This is a genomic window from Pseudomonas sp. Root329 (assembly GCF_001424925.1).
Classification (GTDB): Bacteria; Pseudomonadota; Gammaproteobacteria; order Pseudomonadales; family Pseudomonadaceae; genus Aquipseudomonas; species Aquipseudomonas arabinosi.
Window position 1 is genome coordinate 32,062 of sequence record NZ_LMCV01000030.1, and the last position, 22,084, is coordinate 54,145.

Consider the following 22,084-nt stretch of genomic DNA (forward strand, 5'->3'; position numbering starts at 1 on the left):
AAAAAGGGGCGACCGTCATGGCCGCCCCTTTTTACATTCTGGATTACTTCGCAGAGATCGCGCCGTCCACCAGTGTTTGCGCTTCAGCCACCAATTGCTTGAGGTGTTCATCACTGACGAAGCTTTCAGCGTAGATCTTGTAGATGTCTTCAGTGCCCGACGGACGCGCCGCGAACCAGCCGTTCTCGGTCATGACTTTCAGGCCACCGATCGCCTGATCGTTACCCGGCGCGTGGCTGAGGATGCTCTGGATCGCTTCGCCCGCCAATTGGGTCGAGGTGACCTGGTCCGGCGACAATTTGCTCAGCAGTGCCTTCTGCTCAGGGTTGGCCTTGGCATCGACGCGCACCGAGAACGGTTCGCCCAGCTCGTCGGTCAAGGCGCGATAGGCCTGACTTGGGTCGCGGCCAGTGCGGGCGGTCATTTCTGCCGCCAGCAGTGCCGGGATCAAGCCGTCTTTGTCGGTGCACCAGACGCTGCCATCCTTGCGCAGGAACGAAGCACCGGCACTTTCTTCGCCGCCAAAGCCCAGAGAGCCGTCGAACAGGCCGTCAGCAAACCACTTGAAGCCGACCGGCACTTCGTACAGGCGACGACCCAAACGTTTTGCCACCCGATCGATCAAGCCGCTGCTGACCACGGTTTTACCCACGGCCGCATCGGCGCGCCATTGCGGACGGTTCTGGAACAGATAGTCGATCGTTACGGCGAGGTAGTTGTTCGGCGCGAGCAAACCACCGGACGGGGTCACGATGCCATGGCGATCGTGGTCCGGGTCGCACGCGAATGCTACGTCGAAGCGCTCTTTCAGACCGATAAGGCCCTGCATGGCGTGAGTGGACGATGGGTCCATGCGGATCTGACCATCCCAGTCGACCGTCATGAAGCGGAAGGTCGGATCGACCTGTTTGTTGACCACTTCCAGGTCCAGACGGTAATGCTCGGCAATCGCCGACCAGTAGCGCACCCCGGCTCCGCCCAGCGGATCGACACCCAGACGCAGCTTGGCATCACGAATGGCATCGAAGTCGATCACGTTGATCAGGTCGGCGACGTAGGTATTGAGGTAATCGTGACGATGGGTCGTGCTGGCCTTCAACGCCTGCTCGTAGCTGATGCGCTTGACGCCAGCGAGCTTGTTGCTCAGCAGTTCGTTGGCCTTGGCTTCGATCCACTTGGTGATGTGGGTATCGGCAGGGCCACCATTGGTAGGGTTGTATTTGTAGCCACCGCTTTGCGGCGGATTGTGCGACGGCGTGATGACGATGCCGTCCGCCAGGCCCGACGTACGCCCGCGGTTGTAGCAAAGAATGGCGTGGGAAATGGCCGGTGTCGGGGTGTATTCGTCACCTTCGGCGATCATTACTGTCACGCCGTTGGCGGCCAGCACTTCAAGGGCGCTGGCGCCGGCCGGGGTGGACAGCGCGTGGGTGTCGATGCCGACGAACAGCGGGCCGTTGATGCCTTGGGCTTCGCGGTACAGGCAGATGGCCTGGCTGATCGCCAGAACGTGCCATTCGTTGAAACTCAAGTCGAACGAGCTGCCTCGGTGCCCGGACGTGCCAAAAGCTACGCGCTGGGTCGAGATGGCGGCATCGGGTTGGCCGGTGTAATAGGCCGTTACCAGTCGCGGGATGTCGACCAACAGTTCTACCGGTGCCGGTTTGCCCGCAAAAGGACTGAGTGTCATGCAAAACCTCTGAAGTCGAGTGGTTCAGGAATAGGAACGCAGTTTACTGGCAGTTTGACCGCAGCGCGATGGGATCGATCCACGAGCACCAAGGATGTTTTGTGCCCCATTCAATCGATCGACTCAAGACGTAATGCATCCCCTAACAAGCCCATTGCCGCGGCAAGGTCGTGGTCACCGCCGAAGGTGTGACTCAGGCGCAAGTGTTGAGCGTGCAAGCCCTGCAGACTGAACAGCTCTCCCGGTGCGATCACCACCTGGTGCTTGAGCAGTCGCTGGAACACTCGACGTACATCGACCTGGCGCAGCGAACGAACCCAGATGGTTGCACCGCCCTGGGGTTCGACAAAGTGCAAGGCATCGCCCAGACGGTCCTGCAACAGCTGCGTCATCTGCACCTTGCGGTCCTTGAGCATCCGCCGTAATACCTGAAGATGCTGATCGACACGTCCGTTGCCGTACAAGCGCGCGATGGCTTTCTGGCGAATCGGTGACAAGCGGAACGAACGCAGCAGAAAGTACCGTTGCAGTTCAGCACTGAAATGCCGCGACAGCAGATAGCCGTATGGCGCCTCCGGTCCGATGATTTTCTCGAACGTGGAAAACACGATCAGCCGATCGGGGTCCAGCAAGTCGCGAAACCGCTGGCCGTCCGGTTCGAATCCGAGCTCGCCGTAGCAGTCGTTTTCCAACACCCAACTGCCATGTCGTTCCAGCAACTGCGCGACGACTTGTCGGTTGTCGTCGGGTGCCAGGCTGCCTCGCGGCATGTTCAGCCCGGATGAAACCATCACCAGTCGCACCGGCTCGGTCTCCAACAGCTCCTTGAGCCATTCGACGTCCAGGCCACCGCTGGATTGCACCGCCAGCTCGATCACTCGCACCTGCGCAGCCTGGAGCAACCGCAGAATCGCCCAGTCGCACGGCGACTCGACCAACACCGTGGCGTCCTTGAGATTCAACACAGCGATCAGTATTTCCAGCACGCCACGCAGGTCGGCGCCAATATAGACATCGTCGGCGTGCCAGCAGCGCAGCGGCGAGGAGGTGTAGCGCGCTGCCAGGGCAATGCGCAACTCCAGCTCGCCGCAAGGTTGCGATGTCGGTTGCGGCTGACGCGGATACTGGCGCAGCAGTTCTCGTTCCAGCAGTAACAACGGACTGTCGAGGGGTTGCAACAACGCCGGTTCATCGGCGCTCAAGACCAGCATTCCGGGACGCCTGGCGTTGACATAAACGGTTTCGAGCAGGTCGTTGCCACTGCTGAGCGTGCTGATGGAGGACACCGGTAACGCGTAATAGCCGGACTTGGCCACCGAATAAACGCGCCCTTCCTTCTCCAGTAGCGAATAAGCGTACTGAATGGTCGAGATCGACACGCTCAGACGCTCCGCCAACTGTCGCAACGAAGGCAGGCGGACTCGCGTGTCACTGACCGGTTCGTTGATCAAGTTAGTCAGATATCGGTACACCGCCTGATACGCGAAGTCAGTTTCTCGAGGCCCTTTCATGGGCGAGGGCCGAATGCCGTGTGAACGTCATCATGCATCGTCAAGAAATCTGTCAAGCCACGCACTTTCAGCGCCCCGCTGACCATTCATCCGCCACCGCCGTGTCGTCGTCATAGTCGGCTGCTGCTTGCACACCCGCGCCGCCGAGAACCGGGGCGCCTGCCCTACCCTCATCCGCAAACACCGGACCCATGCGGTAAAGCTTGCCGATCAAGCTGACAGGCAACCCGCTGACGTCGGTCATCCATTGCAGAACTTGCTCCGGCACCGGATTGCCCTGCATTGCCCGGTGCAAATCAGGCATCGCCACGAGCATGCCGGGGTGGCACTGGCGCAGAAAACGCTCAAGTGCCGCGCCATTCTCGACGAAAGGTGAAAAGAGCAGGCACACCAGTTGAGCCTCGCTCAGGCCAAGGTTTTTTTGAGCCTCGGCCGTTGCCAGCACGCGCTGCTCGGCCAATGTCGCCGGATTGCCGAACGCCTCCACCGCTTGTTCGCACAAACGTTCCGCCAGTTGTTTGCGCCGCATCATCACCAAGGCCCGTTGCAGGTATTCGGCGACACCCGTCTCGTAGTCGCGGTCGTGCACGAAGCAAGATTGCAAACCCCGCATGTGTGCAGAGATAGAAAGGCTGACGTACTCGTTGTCGCGGAGCTGAGCCGCCAGTTCGTCAGGTTGAAAACCGAGAAACTCTGTGAGTAGCGGCCAACGCTCTTCCAGGTTGCTGACCAGCATGTCGTGAATGTCGATGTACGTGGTGCGACGACAGGCCTCAAATCGTTCGGCCGGACGCCACGCAACCTGGTCATGCTCAGCATAAAAAGCGCGGTAGCAGTCGCAGCCCAGTTCATCGAGCAGCGCGAAAAGCGCCTCGTAGCCGGTTTCGTGGTGGTTTGAGGTCTTGAGCCCGGCCTTGGCGGCAGCACGTTTCAACCCGTCGAGAAACTGCTTCTGCTGACGAGGTGAGTCGCTGCTGATCAATGCATCGACACCGCTGTCCCAGCGAGCTATTTGCCCATAGAACTCGCCGGTGGCCAGATACCCGTCGTCCCACAGATCAAGCGGCCCGTTCCTGGCGCGACGATGGCCCACCATCAAGAGATTGAGCCGATTCGACTCACGGCCGCCTTCGGAAATCGGCGTCAGGTGGTTGAACGGCAGGACTTCCCGGTTATCAACCATCAACACTTCGACCCGAGGATCGTCGTAGAGGAACAAGGCGCTGTAGCTGCGATGGATGTTTTCCAGGGCCGCAGGGCTTGCGTCGTTCAAACGCAAGGATGCCACTCGCAACTGGAATGTCGCGGGTGCCCGGCCGGCGATACTCAGTTGTGCCGCGCGCAGCAGCGCCAGGGTGTAGCAACTGTCGCGGGACCCGGACTGAATCGCCAAGACCTTGTAGTCGCCAATACGCTCCATGCCCCCGGCGGCCACCACCAATCGCTGAATCATCAGCTGCAATGCCGTGCGTTCGGCGCGCGAGAAGAAACTCAGCAATCGCTGCAGCACTTGCTGATAGACATAGTTCATCGCTTGGTCATGGATATTGGTCATCTTTATTTACCTGATGCTTGTAAGTTCGATATCGCGCCAACAACGACACGCATTGCGCAATGGGTTGCTTGCCACGATTGAAGTACTGGACGCTATTGCCAAATGCTAGCACTTAAGCTTTTAGTAATTATTTGAAATAACTAGAAGTCTCCCCTGCTCCCGCCAGAGACAGGTGGCCGCCAACCCCTGTAGCGCCGGCCTCTTGCGGCTGCGAGCGACATCCTAGGAAATGTCCGACAGCGTCCCACAGACAATTAGCACAAGAAATAGAGAAAGAAGTCACCCATGTTTTTTTGGCAACTGCGCAACGACGAACTATTGGTCGGATATGTATTAACAGTGAGTATTGAAAAGTATCAGCCTGACAACCAGCCATGACTCATTCCTTGAGATGAAAGTAATCATTCAATTATCAAGGCTTATATGATGATTAGAAGATACAGATTGAGAGCAAAAACCAGTTCAGTTGCTGAACTGACCCATTGATGGGGCAATGGGACGTCTCATTTTGGCAGGTGCTGAAAACAGAAGAGTCCGTGGGTACGGACTCTTGCAGAGGGGCTTATTTGAAGGGCTTATGCAGGTTCAACCTGGAGGGCGACCCGTTCGCGGCATGGGCATTCGTCCATGTAGCGGTGTGCTTCGACAAACTCGGCAAACGGGAAGACCCGAGTCTTGAGCGGCAGCAGCACACGGTCGGCGGTCATCTGGTTGATGTCGCGCAAAGCGCGTTGCAGTGCGACCTGGTCCTGGATGATGCCCAGTTCAGGCTTGCCGGTGAAATTGCCGATGCAGTGCACAAAGAACTGAATGTTCTTCTGGAACGCTGCGCAGGCCGGGAACGGCGTCTGGTTGCCGCCTTGCAGGCCGTAAAGCACCAGGCTGCCGCGAGGTGCAAGCACATCGCCAAGCAACGACATCTGTGGACCGCCGAGACCGTCGAACACAACGTCCACGCCACGGTTGTCGGTGATCTTGTTGATCTGCATCAGCAGATCCTGTTCTTCGGTGACGATGACTTTCTCGGCACCCAGGGACAGCAGATTCTCACGTTCTTCCGCAGTCTTGGTCGCGGCAATGACCCGGATACCCAGCGCCTTGCCCAGTTGTACAAAGGACGGACCGGCGCAGTGACTGGCGTCGGTCACCAGGGCGAATTGACCGGGTTTGACCCGTGCCAGATCGACATAAGCGAAGTAAGCGATCAGCAGCGGCGTGTAATGCACGCTGGCTTCGATCGGGCTGAGCACGTCCGGGTAACGGGTAAGTGCCGAGCGCGGCAGAACGATCTGTTCGCCGTAGACCGGATAATCGTTGGGGCTTTCAGCCGGGAAGCTGGCGACCTTGTCGCCGACTGCCAGATCATCGACGCCCTCGCCGACCGCCGTCACGACACCGGACATTTCATGGCCAAGGCCTGAAGGCAGACGAGCGTGGGACGATGCCAGGTTCTGGCGCCAGAGAATGTCGTACCAGCTGATGCCAATCGCCTCGACGCGCACCTGCACTTCGCCCGGCGCAGGGAGAGCGGCCGCATGCTCTTCGCATTTGAGCACCTCGGCTGGACCAAACTTGTGAAAACGGATCGTGCGGGACATCGCAAACCTCGTCAAAGAAACCTCTAATGCCCTGAACTCTATCTGGGCTTTCTACCCAAGACTATCAGTGGCTATTAATAGTCGACATGCCTGTCATTGATTCCGCAGCGCCGGTGACATCGTCAAATGCCGTGAAAACCGAAGCATCCTTTTCAGGAAAACTGAATTACTCGGTGCAGAGTAGCAGCCTTTCCCCTTAATATTCACGCCGGCCATTGTTCTCATATGGCCGCTCTCGTCAAGCTTGATGACTCTGCCAGGACTCCAGATGAATCGTAATGACCTGCGTCGTGTCGACCTGAACCTGTTGATCGTTTTCGAAACATTGATGCACGAACGCAGCGTGACCCGCGCTGCGGAGAAATTGTTCCTCGGCCAGCCGGCCATCAGTGCGGCCCTCTCGCGCCTGCGCGGGCTGTTCGATGATCCGTTGTTCGTGCGTACCGGCCGCAGCATGGAACCGTCCGCCCGGGCGGTGGAAATCTTCGCCCTGCTCTCGCCTGCACTGGATTCGATTTCCACCGCGGTCAGTCGTGCGGCGGAATTCGACCCGGCCACCAGCACCGCAGTGTTTCGCATCGGTCTGTCGGACGATGTCGAGTTCGCGTTGCTGCCGATGCTGCTCAAACGCCTGCGCGCCGAATCTCCGGGGATCGTGCTGGTGGTGCGTCGGGCCAACTACATCCTGATGCCGAGCCTGCTGGCCTCGGGCGAGATTTCCATCGGCGTCAGCTACACCGCCGACCTGCCGGCCAACGCCAAGCGCAAGGTGCTGCGCCGCAGCATGCCGAAGCTGTTGCGGGCCGACACGGTGCCGGGGCCATTGAGCCTGGATGATTTCTGTGCACGGCCTCATGCGCTGGTGTCGTTCGCCGGTGACCTGAGCGGCTTTATAGATGAAGAGCTGGAGAAACTGGGGCGCAAACGACATGTGGTGCTCGCGGTGCCGCAGTTCAACGGACTCAGCACGCTCATCAGCGGGACCGATATCGTCGCGACCGTGCCCGATTACACGGCTGAAGCGTTGACGGCGGCCGGTGGTGTGCGGGCTGAAGACCCGCCGTTGCCGGTGCGCAGTTTTGAATTGCACATGGCCTGGCGTGGGTCGCAGGATAATGATCCGGGCGAGCGTTGGTTAAGGTCGCGGATTCAGATGTTCTTTGGTGATCCGGACAGTCTTGCTTGATCCTGATTTAGCATGCGGGCTTCTGGCCCTATCGCGAGCAAGCTCGCTCCCACATTGGAATGCATTACCCTGTGGGAGCGAGCTTGCTCGCGATAGGCCGCAACGCGGTCTCAATCTGAACCTTTGCATTCTCCGCAACACTGAATTGTCATCAATCTAATTGATAGCCGCCTAACGAAAGGTGCACGCTAGAGAGCTTGCATCGGACTTATATCATTCCGAATGATAGTTACCTTTGCCTCATTCGATTCGTGCGATACAACCTCGCCGAGCATCATCCGTCCATTCTCAATACATTGGCGGATGCATCCATGGAACAATCACTCAAACATTTACGCTTCCCGTTGGCCCTGTTGGCCGTACTGGTGATGAGCGCCTGCGGCAAGACTCCGGACACGGCCGCCACTATGCCCGCAGCCAAGGTCAGCGTGGCCAAGGTACTGGAACAACCGGTCAATGAATGGGACGAATTCACCGGGCGTCTCGAAGCGCCGGAAACCGTAGAAATTCGTCCACGGGTCTCTGGCCAGATCGATGAAGTGGCCTTCACTGAAGGCGCTTTGGTCAAGAAAGGCGATCTGTTGTTCCAGATCGACCCGCGTCCATTCCAGGCCGAGGTTCGCCGCCTTGAAGCCCTGGTTGCCCAATCCCGCGCCAACGCCACCCGCAGCGAAAACGAATCCCAGCGCGGCGAACGTCTGCGCACCAGCAACGCGATCTCCGCCGAGCTGGCCGACTCGCGCACCAGCGCGGCTCAAGAAGCCCGCGCCGCCGTCGGAGCCCTCCAGGCACAACTGGACCTGGCCAAACTGAACCTGAGCTTCACCCGTGTCACCGCGCCGATCAGTGGTCGCGTCAGCCGTGCGGAGATCACCGCCGGCAACCTGGTGACCGCCGATACCACCGCGCTGACCAGTGTGGTGTCCACCGACAAGGTCTACGCCTACTTCGACGCTGACGAGCGTGTGTTCCTCAAATACACCCAGCTCGCTCGCCAGGGCAAACGCGGTGCTACCACGCCGGTTTACCTCGGCCTCTCCAACGAAGACGGCAACCCGCACCAGGGCGTGATGAACTTCGTCGACAACCAGGTCAACCCGAAAACCGGCACCATCCGCGGTCGTGCCGTGTTCGACAACAGCGACGGCGCCTACACCCCAGGCCTGTATGCACGCTTGAAACTGGTCGGCAGCGGCACCTACTCCGCCGTGCTGATCAACGACGAAGCGGTCGGTACCGATCTGGGTAAAAAGTTCGTGCTGGTGATGGATGCCGACAACAAAACGGTTTACCGCTCGGTCGAGCTCGGTCCGAAGATCGAAGGTTTGCGCATCGTGCGCAGCGGCCTGAGCAAGGACGACACCGTCATCGTCAAGGGTCTGCAACGGGTTCGCCCTGGTTCGCCGGTCACGCCAGAAGTGATCCCGATGGCCAGTGAACAAACCCTCGCGGCACTCGCACAACAACGACAAGCGCTGGAAGCCAGCAACCTGCCCCAAGTCGCACCTGCCAAGGTCGCGCCGGGTTCGGTTGTGAAACTGGCTGCTGCGACACCACGCGGTTAAGGGATCACTACGATGAATTTTTCCCAATTCTTCATTTCACGGCCGATCTTTGCAGCGGTACTGTCGCTGCTGATCCTGATCGCCGGCGCCATCTCGCTGTTCCAGTTGCCGATCAGTGAATACCCGGAAGTGGTTCCGCCGACCGTTGTGGTCCGCGCCAACTTCCCGGGTGCCAACCCAAAAGTCATCGGTGAAACCGTGGCTGCTCCACTGGAGCAAGCCATCACCGGCGTCGAGAACATGCTGTACATGTCCTCGCAGTCCACCGCTGACGGCAAGATCACCCTGACCATTACCTTTGCGCTGGGCACTGACCTGGACAACGCACAGGTGCAGGTGCAGAACCGTGTGACCCGGACCGAGCCGAAACTTCCAGAAGAAGTGACGCGCATCGGTATCACCGTGGACAAGGCTTCGCCCGACCTGACCATGGTTGTGCACTTGACCTCGCCGGACAAACGCTACGACATGCTCTACCTGTCCAACTACGCCTTGCTCAACATCAAGGATGAGCTGGCGCGTCTGGGCGGTGTCGGTGACGTGCAACTGTTCGGCATGGGCGATTACTCGCTGCGTGTCTGGCTCGATCCGAACAAGACCGCTTCGCGCAACCTGACCGCTACTGACGTCGTGACCGCAATTCGTGAACAGAACCGTCAGGTGGCTGCCGGTGCGTTGGGTGCTCCGCCTGCGCCGAATGCCACAGCCTTCCAGCTCTCGGTCAACACGCAAGGTCGTCTGGTTTCTGAAGAAGAGTTCGAGAACATCATCGTTCGCTCCGGCGAAAACGGTGAAATCACTCGCCTGAAAGACATCGCTCGGATTGAGTTGGGTTCCAGCCAATACGCCTTGCGTTCGCTGCTGAACAACCAGCCGGCGGTGGCGATCCCCATCTTCCAGCGCCCTGGTTCCAACGCGATCGAAATCTCCAACGAAGTGCGCGACAAGATGGCGGAGCTGAAAAAGAGCTTCCCGGAAGGCATGGACTTCAGCATCGTCTATGACCCGACGATCTTCGTGCGCGGCTCCATCGAGGCGGTGGTTCACACCCTCTTCGAAGCACTGATCCTCGTTGTTCTGGTGGTGATCCTGTTCCTGCAAACCTGGCGCGCCTCGATCATTCCGTTGGTGGCGGTGCCGGTTTCGCTGATCGGTACGTTTGCGGTGATGCACCTGTTCGGCTTCTCGCTGAACGCCCTGTCATTGTTCGGATTGGTACTGGCCATCGGTATCGTGGTGGACGACGCCATCGTGGTGGTGGAAAACGTCGAGCGAAACATTGGACTCGGATTGACGCCGGTCGAAGCAACCAAACGGGCCATGCGTGAAGTGACCGGTCCGATCATCGCGACGGCGCTGGTGCTGTGTGCGGTGTTTATCCCGGCGGCGTTCATCTCCGGCTTGACCGGGCAGTTCTATAAACAATTCGCCCTGACCATTGCGATCTCGACCGTGATCTCGGCGTTCAACTCGCTGACGCTGTCGCCTGCGCTGGCTGCGGTGTTGCTCAAAAGCCATGACGCACCGAAGGACCGTTTCTCCAAGGTCCTCGACAAGATCTTTGGTGGCTGGCTGTTCCGTCCGTTCAACCGTTTCTTTGACAAGGCCAGCCATGGTTATGTCGGCACTGTAGGCCGGGTTATCCGCAGCAGCGGCATTGCCCTGCTGTTGTACGCAGGCCTGATGGTGTTGACGTTCTTCGGTTTCTCCAGCACTCCGACCGGTTTCGTACCCGGCCAGGACAAGCAATACCTGGTGGCCTTCGCGCAACTGCCGGACGCCTCGAGCCTGGATCGTACCGAAGACGTGATCAAACGTATGTCCGACCTCGCCCTGAAACAGCCAGGCGTGGAAAGTGCGGTGGCCTTCCCGGGCCTGTCGATCAACGGTTTCACCAACAGCCCTAACGCCGGCATCGTGTTTGTGACCCTGAAACCGTTCGACCAGCGTAAAGACCCGAGCATGTCCGCCGGTGCGATTGCCGGTGCGTTGAACGGCCAGTACGCCGGGATTCAGGAAGCCTACATGGCGATCTTCCCGCCGCCGCCGGTACAAGGCCTGGGCACCATCGGTGGTTTCCGCCTGCAGATCGAAGACCGGGGCAACCTGGGCTACGACGAGCTGTACAAAGAAACCATGAACATCATCACCAAGAGCCATAACGTGCCGGAACTGGCCGCTCTGTTCACTAGCTACACCGTGAACGTGCCGCAAGTCGATGCGGCTATCGACCGGGAAAAAGCCAAGACCCACGGCGTGGCCGTCAGCGACATCTTCGACACCCTGCAGATCTACCTGGGTTCGCTGTATGCCAACGACTTCAACCGCTTCGGCCGTACCTACCAGGTCAACGTTCAGGCTGAACAGCAGTTCCGTCTCGAACCGGACCAGATCGGTCAGCTGAAAGTGCGTAACAACAAAGGCGAGATGATCCCGCTGGCGACCTTCATCAAGGTCAGCGACACCTCGGGCCCGGACCGCGTGATGCACTACAACGGCTTCATCACCGCTGAAATCAACGGTGCAGCAGCCCCCGGCTACAGCTCCGGCCAGGCCGAAAAAGCCATCGAGAAACTGCTCAAGGAAGAACTTCCGAACGGCATGACCTACGAATGGACCGACCTGACTTACCAGCAGATTCTGTCCGGTAACACCGCGCTGTTCGTGTTCCCGCTCTGCGTACTGCTGGCGTTCCTGGTACTCGCGGCTCAATACGAAAGCTGGAGCCTGCCACTGGCGGTGATCCTGATCGTACCGATGACTCTGCTGTCGGCCATCACCGGTGTGATTGCTTCGGGAGGCGACAACAACATCTTCACTCAGATCGGCTTGATCGTACTGGTGGGACTTGCCTGTAAGAACGCGATCCTGATCGTCGAGTTTGCCAAGGACAAACAGCAGGACGAAGGCCTCAGCCCGCTCGCCGCGGTACTGGAAGCTTGCCGTCTGCGTCTGCGGCCGATCCTGATGACTTCCTTCGCGTTCATCATGGGTGTTGTGCCTCTGGTGTTCTCCAGCGGTGCCGGTGCCGAAATGCGTCATGCCATGGGCGTGGCGGTGTTCTCCGGGATGCTCGGGGTGACCTTCTTCGGTCTGTTGCTGACGCCAGTGTTTTACGTGTTGATTCGTAACTTTGTGGAGCGCGGTGAAAAGCGCAAAGCGGCCAAGGCCCTGAAACTGGAGGCGCAACAATGAGCCTGAAAGCCTTCCTGCCGAGTCTTCTGGTACTGGCCCTGAGTGCCTGTGCCGTCGGCCCGGACTACAAGACCCCAGCCACTGAGCCGGCCAACATCACGACCGCCACCGATGGCAGCGCCGGTCAGAAGAACTTCGACCGCTCGCGCTTCGAAGGCATCTGGTGGCAGCAGTTCGAAGATCCGACCCTCAACCAGTTGGTGACTCAATCGCTGCAAGGCAACCGTGATTTGCGCGTAGCCTTCGCTCGCTGGAAAGCGGCGCGGGCAATTCGCGATGACGTCAGCAATGACGCCATGCCAACCATCACCAGCCGCGCCAGCAGTGACCTGGCCAAAGGTCAGATTCCGGGCCAGACCACCAAACGGGTCAATAGCGAACGCTACGACCTGGGCCTGGACATGGCGTGGGAGATCGACCTGTTTGGCCGTATCCAGCGCAACCTGGAATCTGCCGACGCCGAACAGCAAGCGCTCGAAGCCGACCTGTACCAACTGCAAGTCTCGATGATTGCCGAACTGGTGGACGCCTACGGTCAACTGCGTGGTGCGCAGCTGCGGGAAAAGATCGCCCTGGCCAACCTGAACAACCAGCAGGAATCGAGCAAGATCACCGTCAGCCTGCGTGATGCCGGCGTCGGCGATCAGCTCGATGTGGTCCGCGCCGATGCACGCCTGGCGTCCGTCGAAGCCAGCGTGCCGCAATTGCAGGCTGAACAGGTTCGGGAGAAAAACCGCATCGCCACTCTGTTGGGTGAGCGGCCGGACAAGCTGACCGTCGACCTGAGTCCCAAAGACTTGCCGGCGATCGCCAAGGCCCTGCCGATCGGTGATCCGGGTGAACTGCTGCAACGTCGCCCGGACATTCTCAGCGCCGAGCGCAAACTGGCCTCCGCCACCGCCCGTATCGGCGTGGCCAAGGCTGATTTGTTCCCACGGGTCAGCCTCAGCGGTTTCCTTGGCTTCACCGCCGGACGTGGTTCGCAAATCGGTTCCTCGGCGGCTAACGCCTGGGCACTGGGCCCAAGCATTACCTGGGCCGCGTTCGACCTTGGCAGCGTGCGCGCCCGTCTACGTGGTGCCGATGCTGATGCCGAAGGCGCCCTGGCGACCTACGAGCAGCAAGTGCTGCTGGCGTTGGAAGAATCGGAAAACGCCTTTAGCGACTACGGCAAACGTCAACAGCGCTTGATCTCGCTGATTCGTCAGAGCGAATCCAGCCGCGCCGCGGCCGACCTGGCCGAAATTCGCTACCGCGAAGGCACGGCGGACTTCCTCGTCCTGCTCGACGCCCAGCGTGAGCGTCTGGCGGCTGAGGACACTCAGGCCCAGGCCGAGGTCGAACTGTATCGCGGGATTGTCGCGATTTACAAAGCCCTGGGCGGTGGCTGGCAACCAGAGACGGTCGCCAGCAAGTAAAGTTTTAACGAGCTCCTTTGGTTGGTCGCAACCAGCCAATTCCTTTGCCCTGCGCCTCATTCGGTCGCGGGGCTTTTTTTTGCCTGCGCACCGTGCTGGAAGCAATTACAGAACCTGTGGGAGCGGGCTTGCTCGCGAAGAGGCCGGTACATCCAATGGATATTCTGCGGCAGACACACCGCATTCGCGAGCAAGTCGGATCGCCGCACCGCCGCTCCCACAGGGGGTTAGCGGTGTTCTTGGGTATTGCGGTTTTCCAGGACTGTGACGGTGGCCGTGGTCCCGGCACGCAGTCGGTTTTTGGCCGCGTAATCGGCGTCGATCTGTATCCGCACCGGCACCCGCTGCGCCAGTTTGACCCAAGTGTAACTGGGGTTGATGTTGGCCAGCAGGCGACCGCCGGGCAGGTTCTCCCGGTCGGAAATGGCGAAGGCAATGCTTTGTACAGTGCCACCGAAGGTTTCGCCGCTCATCAATTCGATCCTGACCCGGTCGCCCTCCTCGATTCGCGGCAGTTTGGTTTCTTCAAAATAGCCACTGACATAAAACGAATCGCTGTCCACCAGCGCCAACAGCGCGCCACCGGCCGCGGCATAGTCACCCTGACGGGTCAGCAGGTTGGTGACGTACCCAGTGACGGGCGCTTCGACCCGCGTGCGCTGCAAGTCCAGTTCGGCCTGGGTCAATGCGGCAATGGCCAATTGCACGTTGGCCTGGGCCAAACCGAGGTTGGCTTGGTTGCGCAATAACTCGGCCTGCGCCACCGCCACTTCCGTGCTGGATTTCTCCCATTCTTCGCCAGAAATCGCAAACCGCTGCTTGAGCGTGCGACGTCGGCGCTCTTCACTCTGACGCTGGCGGAGCAACGCTTCACTGGCGACAATCGTTGCCTCGGACTGGCCAAGGGTGGCTTTTGCCACTTCCACCGAACGCTTGGCATGCTCAACCGCCAGGACATAGCGCGCCGGATCGATTTCCAGCAGCAACTGGCCTTTCTCCACATGCTGGTTGTCCTGCACGCCCAGGCCAACGATGCGCCCCGAGACATCGGCGGACAAGGTCACCACATCGGCACGCACCCGTGCATCTCGTGTCCAGGGCGCGCGGGTGTAATGTTCCCAGGCAAACCAGCCGAGAACAAAGGCCAGCAACACCACCGCCACCGTCGCAAGTCGGGCAAGGATCTTCTTCAAAGCATCAAGCTCCCATGACCAGAATCAGCGTTGCGCAAACGCAGGCGTACAACGCGCCTTCGAACAAGGCTTCATGCCAGACGAACCGCAACACGCCAATGCGGCGCAAGATCCAGTCCAGCACCAGGTAAATCGGTAGCGCCAGCAGTAACGCCTGGGCAATCGGCGGCAAGTAGACGCCACCCAACTCAAAATCAATGGGCAAGGGTCGGCACTCCTTCCGTTTCTGCGGGTTGAAAGTATTTGCGATGTCGCTCCAGAAACGACACCACGATCAACAACGCCACGCGCATCCTGAAGACCGACCACAGGTGTTCATGAACGTCTAAATGGAGGTCGTCCATTTCGTCGCCCAAGACACGCAGATTTCCGAGCAGCTGTTCAAGGTCAATCCCGGGCCGCCCGGCGATCAATCGTCCGGTCTCACGGACAGCAGCGAGCAAACGATTTTGCTGTTCAGTACTGAGCAACGTGTTGCTTCGCCCCTGTTGTCTGAGCTGGTTCAACGCCACACCCAGTGCCATGCACCCGAGGCTGACTTCGAACAGCTCGCTGGATTGCTTGTCGTTGGTGGCCGGCAACAGTCCCAACATCATGGTCAGGCGATCGACCATGCGGCTTTCAAACGCAAATTGCTGCTCATCGGTGGCCGGCGTCTTCAGCAAAGCGTAGACCTGCTCACAGTTTTCATTGAACAGCCGGCGTATTCGCAAAACGGGCCTGAACGGGAAGATCAAGGCATAGACACTGAGCGCCAGCGCGGCTGCGCAGATATAAGAACCGGCAAACTCGAACCACTGAATGGCACTGTTTTGGCCGATTTCTGTGTTTTGCGGGCCCAACAACAGCATTGTCGTTAGTCCAAGACCAATGCCTGTGCCCGTGGTTGGCGGACTGGACAACCCCACCGCGACGGCATACAGCAATGGGGTTAACAACAAGGCGAGTAACTCGAAGTCACTGATCATCGGTATCAGCAGGAACAGATACAGCGCTGATACCCCCAAGGCCAGACCCAGCCCTCTGGCAAAGCTTTGGCTGGCCAGCAACGGCCGGGGAAAAGTCGCCATCAGCGAACAGAGAATTCCCGCCACGATCATCCCGCCGCGCGCCCCGTCCCAACCGGTCTCGATCCAGATCAGGCCGGCCACCAGCAACGCGGTAAATGCGCGGATCGCGTTCATCGCCGCCAGCGTGAAGTCCAGGTGCAGCGGATTGTCCTGGCCGCGAAACATGCTGCTGGCCGCACGCCCGTCCTGGATTGCGTCGCTCAGTTCGAGAATCTGACCGAGCTGCTCCAGCATCCGCGCCTGTTCCCAGCGCAGTGCCCAGGCCAGTGAACGCAAGGTGGCTGGCATCGTCTCGGTGAGTTGTTCGGCCTTGTAGGCCTGATCATCAAAACGCTGTTGCAGCGCCGTAAAATGGTGCCGCGCTTCGGTCGATAACGAGCGACCTTGCAGGGCCAATTCATCGAGAAAGACCAGCTCTTCGGCGCGTAATCGCTGTATCTCCTCCGGCAAGGCACCTTTCCAGCGCTCGGCAAGCAGCTCCCGCTGGTGACGCAAAGCCGTCAGCCGCGACGTCAACAACACCAGCTGATTACCCAGCAACTGCACCAACTCATTGGCGCTGCGCAACCGGGGCGCATCGAAATACAAATGCCGACGTACCCCCTCCAGGGCGCTGATCGCGCCGAGTAGTTGCATCTGCCTCCGATGGAAATCGGCCTCGCTTTCCTCGGTTCGAATGACGGCAGCAGCGTGGGTCGCGAGCAGCTTGATGACCTGATCGATCTTGGCGAAGTAATCCCGGGCCACCGCTTCCGGCCGCGCAGTGAGCAGGCTGACCACGCACACGCAAGCCACCGCCAATAGCGTCTCGGTCACGCGGGTGACGGCGAGAAGGAACGTACCGTCCTGATCGGGTACCGCCAGCAGTGCCACGACCACCGCCGTGTACCCGCTCAACACAAACGCCTGGGAACTGGTGTAGCGCAACAAGGTGCCGCCGGCGGTACACAGCGCCAGCCACAAGGCCAGGGTGAGGATGAAAGGCAGGGGCGCCTGGGGAAAGATCGCCATGATCACCACCGCCACGACCGCCCCGAGCGTGGTGCCGATGACCTGGCCGAAACTCCGGGCCAAGGCCATGCCGCCCAATGGCTGGCTGACGATGACCACCGCCATGATCGACCACTTGGGCTGCTCAAGGTCGAACAGGAACGCCAGATACAACGTCAGCAGCCCGGCCGCGATGGTCCGCAGGGCGAACAACGCCACGCCGGGCCCGGGGTTGAGTATCGCTTTGAAGTACTGAAGCAGCGGTTGCATGGGAGCGCTCATCGAGTCATCTCCAGCAAGCGTAGTCACTGCCAACGCGCCTCGACGGGTTTCAATGTCGACGCAACCTGTAGGCAAAATCATTGAAAAGCCAGACTGCCTTGAATCGACTGACTTACGTAATGAACTGAGTCTGGGTTTGACTCACAGCCTTGCCTGACCGAAGCTGGCACCTTTGCAACAGCTTGCCAGCTCCCGGATTCCTGCATGCCCCAGTCCCGCCGCTATCTGATCATCAGCCTCTGCGTCCTGTTTGCCATCGGCCTTGCCTGGTTTTCCCTGCGCAGCACAACCCCCGCCGTGCCGGAGGCGATCAAGCGTGGCTACACCGAGGCGCTGAATCAGGCGCGCGCGGGCCAACCGGGCGCCGCGCGGGTCCTCTACCAGCAACTGGGCCGCCCCGACATATCGCCCAAACGCCGCGTCTGGTTACATGCCGAACTGCCCAACTACCCCAGCTCCGTGGCCTTGAAACTGGCGGATGCGGACTTGCAGCATGAATCGCCGGACGTGCGCATTGCGGCGATCAAAAGCATCAGCGGTCTGGTGCCCAGCGGTCAGCGCAGCCTGCTGCTGGGCCCGTTACTCGATGACAGCGAACAGCGTGTCCGCTATGCCGCCGTGAACGCCTTGCTGGGGCTGTCGCCGGACGATCTCGGCTTGTACTTCGGGCCGCTGGAGCAAGCCATCGATGCCTGGGAACAGGACCTGAAGAGTCAGCCGGAAAGCGCCGACAACCAATATCAACTGGCTCGGCTGCATCTGCACAATGCCGAATTGAAAGAGGCGCAGCAGGCACTGCAGAACACCTTGCGTCTTGCGCCCGGCAACCTGCCCGCGCTGGTGATGCAAATCGACGTGCTGGATCGCCTGGGCCAAAACGATGCTGCCCGGCAACTGTTGGCCAAGCAGCTGAAGGCTCAGCCCGATTCAGCCTACCTGCAACATGCCCTGGGACTCTGGCTGTTGCATCACGGGCAAAGTGAATTCGCCCTGCTCGGCCTTTCCAAAGCCGTGGAACTGGAACCGGACAACAAGGATTACCGCTACGACCTGGCCACCACGCTTCACGATGAACAGGAGCTGGAAGCGGCGCAGAAACAGTTGCAGGAGATCGTTCAGCGCCACCCGGCCGACCGGAAAGCCCGGGTATTGTTGATCAATTACTGGAAAGAAAGCGGCCAGCTTCAGAACGTGCAGATTCTGCTGGCGCAACTTGAACAACTCAATCCCGACGACCCGGCCTTGCAGCAAGGGCTTTAACAACAGCAAAAATTTCGTTGAACTCGTCGTCTCGGCCAAGGGTCAAGAGAACAGGCAGTCCATTCAGGCACTTACGGCCTGCTGCCTCGCTTCCCCTAGTCATGAGAGGGCATTTTTTGTCTACATCAAACGAGTTGATCAGTGCAAAAGCCGCCACCGGCATCGAAGGTCTGGATGACATCCTGGCCGGTGGTTTGTCCCGCGGGCATGTGTTTTTACTGGAGGGTGAACCCGGTACCGGCAAAACCACCGTCGCTTTGCATTTCCTGTTGGCCGGCGCCCGAGCCGGCGAGCGCTCGTTGTACATCACGTTGTCGGAAACCGAGCGAGAGTTGCGACAGGGTGCGTTGTCCCATGGTTGGGAGCTGGATGAGAACATCCACATCTTCGAGCTGACGCCCCCGGAAAGCCTGCTCAATGCCGAGCATCAGCAGAGCTTGTTGTATTCCTCGGACCTTGAGCTGGGCGAAGCCACCAAGCAGATTTTCGAAGTGGTCGAACGGGTCAAGCCGACCCGCGTGGTGCTCGACAGTCTTTCCGAGATCCGCCTGCTGGCCCAAAGCTCACTGCGCTACCGTCGCCAGATCCTCGCGATCAAACATTACTTCGTGCGCTATGACGCCACGGTGGTGTTGCTGGACGACCTGACCACCGAATCCCTCGACAAAACCGTGCACAGTGTGGCCCACGGCGTGATTCGCCTTGAGGAACTGACGCCCAATTATGGCGCCGAGCGTCGGCGGATCCGTGTGGTGAAGTACCGGGGCCAGAAGTACCGAGGCGGGTTTCACGACTTCACGATCATGGGCGACGGCGTGCATGTTTTTCCGCGCCTGGTGGCCGCCGAACATCGCGGTCGCTACATCCGCCAGCAGTTGACCAGCGGCATCAAGGAAATGGATGCCTTGCTCGGTGGCGGGATCGAGACCGGGTCCAGCACGTTGATCCTCGGCCCGGCCGGTACCGGCAAATCGCTGATCTCGATGATCTTCGCCGCTGCCGCCGTGGCCCGTGGCGAAAAAGCCGCGCTGTTTATTTTCGATGAAGAGCTCGGTTTGTTGTTCGAGCGCATGAAGAACATCGGCATAGACCTCCAGGCGCTGCAAGACACCGGCAACCTGCTGATCGAGCAAGTGGACGCGGCCGAGTTGTCCCCCGGAGAGTTTTCCTATCGGGTTCGTCGCTGCGTCGATGAGCGAAACATCAAGACCGTGGTGATCGACAGCATCAACGGTTATCAGGCGGCGATGCCCGAGGAAAACGCCTTGGTACTGCACATGCACGAGTTGCTGCTGTACCTCAATCGCCAAGGTGCCGCGACCTTCATGACCGTCGCCCAGCATGGGCTGGTCGGTGACATGCAAGCCCCCGTGGACATCACCTATCTGGCCGACACGGTCATCCTGCTGCGCTACTTCGAAGCACTGGGCAAGGTTCGCCGGGCGATCTCGATCATCAAGAAACGCACGGGCAGCCATGAATCGACCATTCGTGAGTACCGCATCAGCGCTCAGGGCATGACCATTGGTGAACCGCTGGATGCCTTTCAGGGGGTATTGCGCGGTGTCCCGACCTATCTGGGTGCCAGCAAACCCTTGCTTGAGGAAGGAAACCCGTGATTGCCCAGGAAGCGATGTCCGAGCGCGCGATCATTCTCGCGCCGCTGGGTCGCGACAGCCAGATTGCGCTGATGATGCTCAATGAAGCCGGTTACGACGGGGTAATTACTCGGGACCTGGTGGCGTTATGCCGCGAGCTTGAGCAAGGGGCAGGATTGCTGTTGATCTCTTCCGAGGCCTTGTTGGGCGGTGATCTTGAACCGCTGCTCGGCCTGATCGAGCAACAACCGGCCTGGTCGGATCTCCCGATTGTATTGATGACCTACCATGGCGGCCCCGAACAAAACCCGGCGTCGCGCTACGGCCCACAGTTGGGGAACGTGACCTTTCTTGAGCGCCCTTTTCACCCGGTTACGTTGATCAGTCTGGTGACCACCGCGTTGCGCGGACGTCGACGACAGTACGAAGCCAGGGACCGGCTGATCGATCTGAGTCAAAGCGAACTGCGGTTGCAAAACACCCTCGAAACCCTCGAACAGCAGGTCGAGGAACGCACCGCCCAGCTGCGACACAATGAAGAAGCCCTGCGCCAATCGCAGAAGATGGAAGCGGTCGGCCAGCTCACCGGCGGCATTGCCCACGACTTCAACAACATGCTGACCGGCATCATCGGCAGCCTGGAGCTGCTGCGCCGACGTCTGGCCCGTGGGCGCACCGACGATCTGGACAGTCTTATCGACCTGGGCGTGACCTCAGCCAACCGCGCGGCAGGCCTGACCCACCGTCTGCTGGCGTTCTCCCGGCGTCAGTCGCTGGACTCCAAACCCGTGGAGATGAACACCCTGGTGGTCTCCATGGGCGAGTTGCTTCAGCGCAGCATCAACGAAACCATTCAGCTGGACATGCAGCTGAACGAGCAACTCTGGGTGGCCGAGGCCGATCCCAATCAACTGGAAAGCGCCCTGCTCAATCTGGTGATCAATGCTCGGGATGCGATGCCCGATGGCGGCAAACTGGTGGTGAAAACCAGCAATCGGTATCTGGACATTGGCTTCACCGAAACGCAGAGCAACCTTCAACCGGGTGATTACGTGGTGCTGAGTGTCACGGACACCGGGTGTGGCATGCCGCAAAGCACCATCAACCGGGCCTTTGATCCGTTCTTTACCACCAAGCCCATCGGCCAGGGCACAGGCCTTGGATTGTCGATGATTTATGGTTTCAGCAAACAATCGCGCGGCCACGTCTCCATTCACAGTGAAGTGGGAGAAGGCACCACGGTGAGTCTGTTTCTCCCGCGATTCGGCGGTGACCTGCCTCAGGACAGCCCGGTGGACATCCAGCACGCTCCGTTCGCACAGAATGGCGAAACGGTACTGATCGTCGAGGACGATCCGGCGGTGCGGGTGTTGGTCAGTACGGTGTTGAGTGATCTGGGCTATGCCTTCGTCGAGGCTGGCAATGCCGACAGCGCGGTGCCGATTCTAGATTCCGGGCAGCGCATCGATCTGTTGATCAGCGACGTTGGATTGCCCGGCATGAATGGCCGGCAACTGGCGGAAATCGGCCGGCAATACCGGCCGGACCTCAAGGTGTTGTTCATCACCGGCTACGCCGAACACGCGGCGGTGCGCGGTGGGTTCCTTGACCCCGGCATGCAGATGATCACCAAGCCGTTCACCTTCGACCTGCTGACGGCGAAGGTGCGGGAGATGATCCGGATCTGACGCGCCCCCTGCAGGAGCGTAATGCTGTTCACTTAAGGTCGGGGTTTCCAGGTACACATGCGTAGCTAGGGGGCGGTGGATCAAGGGTCGACCTGTTTTTTTGTGTGTATATCCGTTTCTGCGGTCACGGCGGCTATCGGTTTCGCTTTTACAGCGAGTCACTTGGAAAAGCGCCAAGTAACCAAGCGCTCTTGCCCCTTTCGTTCGGTGCCTCGCTGTGGCTCGGCATGCCCTCGCTCCGGTCCTGCTCCGTGGGCCCGCCGCCATCGGCCATCCATGGCCGGG

General features: G+C 59.6%; 14 protein-coding genes. 7 read left to right on the forward strand and 7 right to left on the reverse strand.

The window, feature by feature from the left end:
• Positions 1-43 precede the first annotated feature (43 nt).
• From pgm to ASC74_RS21070, 4 genes are all read right to left on the reverse strand, one after another.
• The gene (pgm, locus tag ASC74_RS21055) at positions 44-1,690 is read right to left on the reverse strand and encodes a phosphoglucomutase (alpha-D-glucose-1,6-bisphosphate-dependent) (protein WP_056743729.1); all 1,647 of its coding nucleotides are present in this window, start codon (positions 1,688-1,690) and stop codon (positions 44-46) included.
• A 110-nt stretch (positions 1,691-1,800) separates the two neighbouring features.
• A complete protein-coding gene (locus ASC74_RS21060; protein WP_056743731.1) occupies positions 1,801-3,201 on the reverse strand; it encodes an aminotransferase-like domain-containing protein in 1,401 nt (466 codons plus the stop codon).
• Between the two features lie 67 nt (positions 3,202-3,268).
• The gene (locus ASC74_RS21065) at positions 3,269-4,756 is read right to left on the reverse strand and encodes a hypothetical protein (RefSeq protein ID WP_056743733.1); all 1,488 of its coding nucleotides are present in this window, start codon (positions 4,754-4,756) and stop codon (positions 3,269-3,271) included.
• A 575-nt stretch (positions 4,757-5,331) separates the two neighbouring features.
• A complete protein-coding gene (locus tag ASC74_RS21070; RefSeq protein WP_056743735.1) occupies positions 5,332-6,354 on the reverse strand; it encodes a zinc-dependent alcohol dehydrogenase family protein in 1,023 nt (340 codons plus the stop codon).
• A gap of 268 nt (positions 6,355-6,622) precedes the next feature.
• Between ASC74_RS21070 and ASC74_RS21075 the strand changes: the two genes are divergently transcribed.
• The 4 genes from ASC74_RS21075 to ASC74_RS21090 all read left to right on the forward strand — a co-directional run bounded on the left by ASC74_RS21075 (position 6,623) and on the right by ASC74_RS21090 (position 13,718).
• Positions 6,623-7,540, forward strand: a complete 918-nt coding sequence (locus ASC74_RS21075; RefSeq protein ID WP_008156370.1) for a LysR family transcriptional regulator — start codon at positions 6,623-6,625, stop codon at positions 7,538-7,540.
• A gap of 311 nt (positions 7,541-7,851) precedes the next feature.
• Positions 7,852-9,105, forward strand: coding sequence for a multidrug efflux RND transporter periplasmic adaptor subunit MexE (mexE, locus tag ASC74_RS21080; protein ID WP_033054979.1), 1,254 nt, complete (start codon positions 7,852-7,854; stop codon positions 9,103-9,105).
• 12 nt (positions 9,106-9,117) lie between these two features.
• Entirely contained in the window at positions 9,118-12,300 is a 3,183-nt protein-coding gene (locus ASC74_RS21085) for an efflux RND transporter permease subunit (protein ID WP_056743736.1), read from the forward strand.
• The gene (locus ASC74_RS21090) at positions 12,297-13,718 is read left to right on the forward strand and encodes an efflux transporter outer membrane subunit (RefSeq protein ID WP_056743738.1); all 1,422 of its coding nucleotides are present in this window, start codon (positions 12,297-12,299) and stop codon (positions 13,716-13,718) included. The genes ASC74_RS21085 and ASC74_RS21090 overlap by 4 nt, the downstream gene beginning before the upstream one ends.
• 227 nt (positions 13,719-13,945) lie before the next feature.
• On the opposite strand, the gene ASC74_RS21095 is transcribed toward ASC74_RS21090, so the two are convergent.
• The 3 genes from ASC74_RS21095 to ASC74_RS21105 are packed head-to-tail and all read right to left on the reverse strand — an operon-like array spanning position 13,946 to position 17,253.
• Positions 13,946-14,911, reverse strand: a complete 966-nt coding sequence (locus ASC74_RS21095; protein ID WP_056743740.1) for an HlyD family efflux transporter periplasmic adaptor subunit — start codon at positions 14,909-14,911, stop codon at positions 13,946-13,948.
• 4 nt (positions 14,912-14,915) lie between these two features.
• Positions 14,916-15,116 (reverse strand): DUF1656 domain-containing protein, encoded by a 201-nt coding sequence (locus ASC74_RS21100; protein ID WP_046048365.1) that lies wholly within the window; start codon positions 15,114-15,116, stop codon positions 14,916-14,918.
• Positions 15,106-17,253, reverse strand: a complete 2,148-nt coding sequence (locus tag ASC74_RS21105) for an FUSC family protein (protein ID WP_056743742.1) — start codon at positions 17,251-17,253, stop codon at positions 15,106-15,108. Before ASC74_RS21105 ends, ASC74_RS21100 begins: the two co-directional genes overlap by 11 nt.
• Before the next feature lie 204 nt (positions 17,254-17,457).
• Between ASC74_RS21105 and ASC74_RS21110 the strand changes: the two genes are divergently transcribed.
• The 3 genes from ASC74_RS21110 (at position 17,458) to ASC74_RS21120 (ending at position 21,799) form a co-directional block, all read left to right on the forward strand.
• Positions 17,458-18,513: a HEAT repeat domain-containing protein gene (locus ASC74_RS21110; protein WP_056743743.1), complete on the forward strand. Its 1,056-nt coding sequence runs from the start codon at positions 17,458-17,460 to the stop codon at positions 18,511-18,513.
• Between the two features lie 116 nt (positions 18,514-18,629).
• Positions 18,630-20,132: an ATPase domain-containing protein gene (locus ASC74_RS21115; RefSeq protein ID WP_056743745.1), complete on the forward strand. Its 1,503-nt coding sequence runs from the start codon at positions 18,630-18,632 to the stop codon at positions 20,130-20,132.
• A gap of 14 nt (positions 20,133-20,146) precedes the next feature.
• Positions 20,147-21,799 carry an ATP-binding protein gene (locus ASC74_RS21120; protein WP_056743753.1) on the forward strand — a complete coding sequence of 551 codons (1,653 nt, stop codon included), beginning with the start codon at positions 20,147-20,149 and terminating at the stop codon, positions 21,797-21,799.
• The last annotated feature ends 285 nt before the right edge of the window (positions 21,800-22,084 follow it).